At 61.3% G+C, this 2,567-nt stretch carries 4 protein-coding genes; 3 read left to right on the top strand and 1 reads right to left on the bottom strand.

Features of this window, described 5'->3' with window-relative positions:
- Window positions 1–125, bottom strand: a 125-nt coding sequence (locus GA0061098_RS47730) for a helix-turn-helix transcriptional regulator (RefSeq protein ID WP_165637990.1), incomplete at its 3' end; no start/stop codon positions are given.
- A gap of 282 nt (window positions 126–407) precedes the next feature.
- On the opposite strand from GA0061098_RS47730, the gene GA0061098_RS43315 reads away from it, so the two are divergent.
- The 3 genes from GA0061098_RS43315 to GA0061098_RS43305 all read left to right on the top strand — a co-directional run bounded on the left by GA0061098_RS43315 (window position 408) and on the right by GA0061098_RS43305 (window position 2,532).
- Window positions 408–1,127, top strand: a complete 720-nt coding sequence (locus GA0061098_RS43315) for a hypothetical protein (RefSeq protein WP_165637989.1) — start codon at window positions 408–410, stop codon at window positions 1,125–1,127.
- A gap of 188 nt (window positions 1,128–1,315) precedes the next feature.
- Entirely contained in the window at window positions 1,316–1,531 is a 216-nt protein-coding gene (locus tag GA0061098_RS43310) for a hypothetical protein (RefSeq protein ID WP_091968229.1), read from the top strand.
- 14 nt (window positions 1,532–1,545) lie between these two features.
- The gene (locus GA0061098_RS43305; RefSeq protein ID WP_091968226.1) at window positions 1,546–2,532 is read left to right on the top strand and encodes a DUF7146 domain-containing protein; all 987 of its coding nucleotides are present in this window, start codon (window positions 1,546–1,548) and stop codon (window positions 2,530–2,532) included.
- The last annotated feature ends 35 nt before the right edge of the window (window positions 2,533–2,567 follow it).

Here is a 2,567-nt window from a genome sequence, read left to right as displayed (position 1 = left end):
TCAAACCAGACGCGCCGGTTCGGGCTGATGTAGGTCGATTGGGGGAAGCGGCCCGACTTCTCCATGCGGTACAGGGTGGTGCGGCTCACGGGGATGATCCCCAGCACCTGAGTCTCGTTAAGCATGCGGCGAGGACCGATTTTTGTGGGGCCTTCCTCCTCCAATTGGGCTCCGTGTCGATTTCCTGCTACCATCCGAATCTCAGGTGTTCCCGCGGCATCGCGCCAACTGCCTCGTCGTGACAATGTCTGCGCTTCACCGGAACCAAAATGGAGCAACGGGCATTCCGTTGGAAGATTTAGCTAGCCAAAATTGCGTCCCTCAACCCAATGCCTCGTGGTCCGAACTGGCCGACAGAGACATGGATCTCGGATGATCCAGCTCAAACGCGCGCTCAGCTGGCGGCCGTGCTCAAGGCCTTTGGCCCAATCGAAACAATAGTCGACTACGTCGGACCGGATTGGGGAGCTGTGGCCGAACCTGATCTGTTCGATCGACCGACACGCGCCAACGAAGTGGCTCGCCATGTGGAGCACAGGATCCGAGAGGCCGGACACCTATACTGGAGAGTGGCGCGGTTCCGTTCGGTTGCGGAGACTCGTGGGCTACTTGACGACCTTCAGGTAAAGCTACGCGTCGTCTCCGGGCTCATGGAGCAGCTACCGAACGTGCGCAGAGCATTTAACGCTGCACGGGATCAAGATGTGCCCGACAGCGGGTGGTATGGAGATCTGCCCGAGAATCCATGGGTTCCATATGTATTCGATACGAGCGTTAATGAAGACGAAGTTCCCGAGCACGAGAAATGGGGGCGGCTCTTGGTGGCAATCGACGACGGCTGGGTCAGAATTGAGTACTTGCTGAGAGGCGACGTCGATCTGAGTGAACTGCTGGAGCAGCCGCCGAACAAAAAGACTCCAGAGCGCCTGTTATGGGAACGCATCTTCGCGCTGCTGTGGGAGTGCGGCATCGAGCCGCTGGAAAGGCATCAGCCTCTGATCCACACGCTCAGAGCAGCTCACCTGTTGTTCGGGATTGAGGAGCCACCGCACCCTGGCCACCTCGGCTATGTGAAGTCTGAATTCCTGAAACAGGCAAGCAGCGGCGAAGAGCAAGGCATTGGATAAGGCGGACAAATAATCCCTAGCCAAATCTTCCAGGCAGGACGGCTTCCGGCTCAATGAGAGAACCTCGTCGACTCAGCGCGGCGGGGTTTTTTCTATCTGAACCTAGGGTCGCTTCCGGTCCTGGCTCGGTCACCCGCGCGCGGTGATGATGCCAGGGCTGACGACCCCGCAGCAGCGGAGGTCATCCCATGAGTTTCACAATCGTCCCGCCCGGCCGAAAGCCGAAGCCGCCGATCCCGTTGCATCGCTCCATGCGCAATGCCTTCCGCGATATTGAGCGTATCACTGCGGCGGATGAGCTGGAGCGTGCTGTCGAGCTGCGCGTTGCCGAAGATCGCGCGGCTCATCAGGAGAAGCCCGCGGCGATCCGTGAGCGCGAAACCGACGCGTGTTTGCACAGGTAAACGAACGCGCAGCCGTGAACACACGCAATAACCCTTGCCACGATCATAGCACGCTCGACGACGGCGCGCGGCAGGAACTGCGCGCCCGTGCGGCTGAGATCGTCCAGTCGTTCCTCGGTCACCCCAATCGCCGCCTCAGCACCAAGCGTCAATTGCGCTGGGGCAATCGCGGTTCATTTGCTCTGAGCCTGCAGGGCGCCAGCGCCGGGCTCTGGTTCGATCACGAGAACGGCTGTGGTGGAGACATCATCAGCTTTCTCGAGCGTCAGCTCGGTTGTTCCGTTGGGGACGCCATCGTCTACGCTCTTCGTTATTTGGGTCCCTCGTTCGGCGTCACCAGGCAAATACCGCGTCCGGTTCATCGTGAGGAAACCGACGATGCCGTTCGCATTCGCCGTGCGCTCCAAATCTGGGACGGCGTGTTGCCGCTGCGCGGCTCGCTCGCTGAGCGGTATCTCGCCCATCGCGGCATCATCGTTCCCGATGAAGCGCTGGATGTCCTGGGCTTCCATCCACGTTGCCCGTTCCGGGGCACGACGGCACCCGCGCTTGTCGCGCTGATCCAGGACACCACCACGGGCGAGCCGGTCGGTGTTCATCGGCGGCCGTTGACGCGCGATGCGGCCGCCGCCGGGCCGCCGATGAGCCTTGGCCCCAAGAGCGGCGGCGTCATCCGGCTTTCACCAGCGCTTTCGACCGAGCTCGTGATCGGCGAGGGCGTCGAAACCAGCCTTTCCGGCATCATGCTCGGTTTGGGACCAGCCTGGTCGGTACTCGATGCTAACGGCATCAGCAACTTCACTGTTCTCGAGCATGTGCAGAGCCTGACGATCCTCGTCGATCACGATATGAGCGGAACGGGTCAACGGGCCGCTGCTGCGTGCCGGGACCGTTGGCTTGCCGCGCGCAAGCGGGTCCGGCTGGTCATGCCTCACACGCAGGGTCAGGACATCAACGACCTGCTGTTGGCCGAATTGGGGAGCTCACCCGAGCATGCGTGAGCTCCGCGGTGCGATCATCGATCAGTTCGATCCGG

This window comes from Bradyrhizobium shewense (assembly GCF_900094605.1).
GTDB classification, from domain to species: domain Bacteria; phylum Pseudomonadota; class Alphaproteobacteria; order Rhizobiales; family Xanthobacteraceae; genus Bradyrhizobium; species Bradyrhizobium shewense.
Note: the sequence above shows the minus strand (reverse complement) of the source record. Positions and strands in the feature narration are given on the sequence as shown.

Coding starts and splice junctions, on each gene's coding strand:
- GA0061098_RS43310 (WP_091968229.1), top strand. CDS start 1,316: ATGAGTTTCACAATCGTCCCGCCCGGCCGAAAGCCGAAGCCGCCGATC.